Here is a 1,071-nt window from a genome sequence, read left to right on the forward strand (position 1 = left end):
CCAATGTTTTTGGTTGATCAGCAAAAACGGCTAGAGAGAGATGATGTTCACCCAAAACAAAACGGTTTGATTCTAAATCATCAAGCGCTTCATCAAGTGCATCAATTTGTGAGCTAGCACGATCCGCTGCATTAATCATCTGATTTTGTTTGCGGCCCATAATGACCCTGGCAGCGGCTTTACTCTTAAAGACAAAGGATTGTGTTAAGATAAATTCAAACGGTGCTGTGAGTAAACCATCTGTCATCCCTGGGCGTGTTTTAGAGGGATATTCTTTCCAGCCAAACATGCCAACAAAGCGTTCATTGCTTTCATGACGAATTTCGATCGTTTCTTTGCCAAAAATGACACGGTCTGAGTAAATCGTTGAGGCAATGGTGCCAAATGTGAGAGGAATCCGCTCACGCCTTCCTCCTACTAACTGGTGTAGAAATTCACTTTGTTCGGAAAACAAAATGCCCTCATGTGCATAGACTGACAAGAGGCGCGCTTCATAGCTCTCCAACCCTTGTATAAGATCTTGGCTTAATGCTTCAATTTTACGAATGGCTTCCATGTCTGGTTCAGATTGTGTTTTCTTCGCTTTTGTTAAGCGCTGAAAAGATGAAGCGAGTTGCTCAGTCTTATCCGATGTTGGATTCCACAGCAGTGAAACGAAGAGATCATTTCTATACAGCTCTTGCGAAACCATTTTCTTTTTGTATTTTTCATCTAGTGTTGCTGCAAAAGATGAAAAAAAACGACTCTCCGGATAGATCGTTTCGCGCCGACGAATGATGTGAGAATATAAAGCAACACGTTCATCCGCGATATTTCTCAAGAGAGTGTTTAACTGGTTGTGTAAGAAATTTAAGTGATTGATATCTGCAGTATCAAAATTCACGCCCTCAACAGCCATTACAGTCATTAAGCAGCGTGAATTTAATGCAATGACGTGTTGGTTGACGTGGCGTATGTAAGGAATATATTCTTCAGGTAAAGACTCCCGTTTCATAATTGACATCTGTTTCACCTGTTCAGTTCCTTATAAGTACGGATAAGGCGTAGGGGAGATGTAGATCCTCCTCCCCA

Annotated in this window: 2 pseudogenes; both read right to left on the minus strand. The window is 41.6% G+C overall.

Annotated elements, in window-relative coordinates:
• A pseudogene (locus ACFIK8_RS09220) lies at positions 1-1,003 on the minus strand (transporter); the annotation flags it as partial.
• Between the two features lie 5 nt (positions 1,004-1,008).
• Positions 1,009-1,071: pseudogene (locus tag ACFIK8_RS09225) on the minus strand (type IV secretion system protein VirB3); the annotation flags it as partial.

Source organism: Bartonella sp. MR168JLCBS (assembly GCF_042194175.1).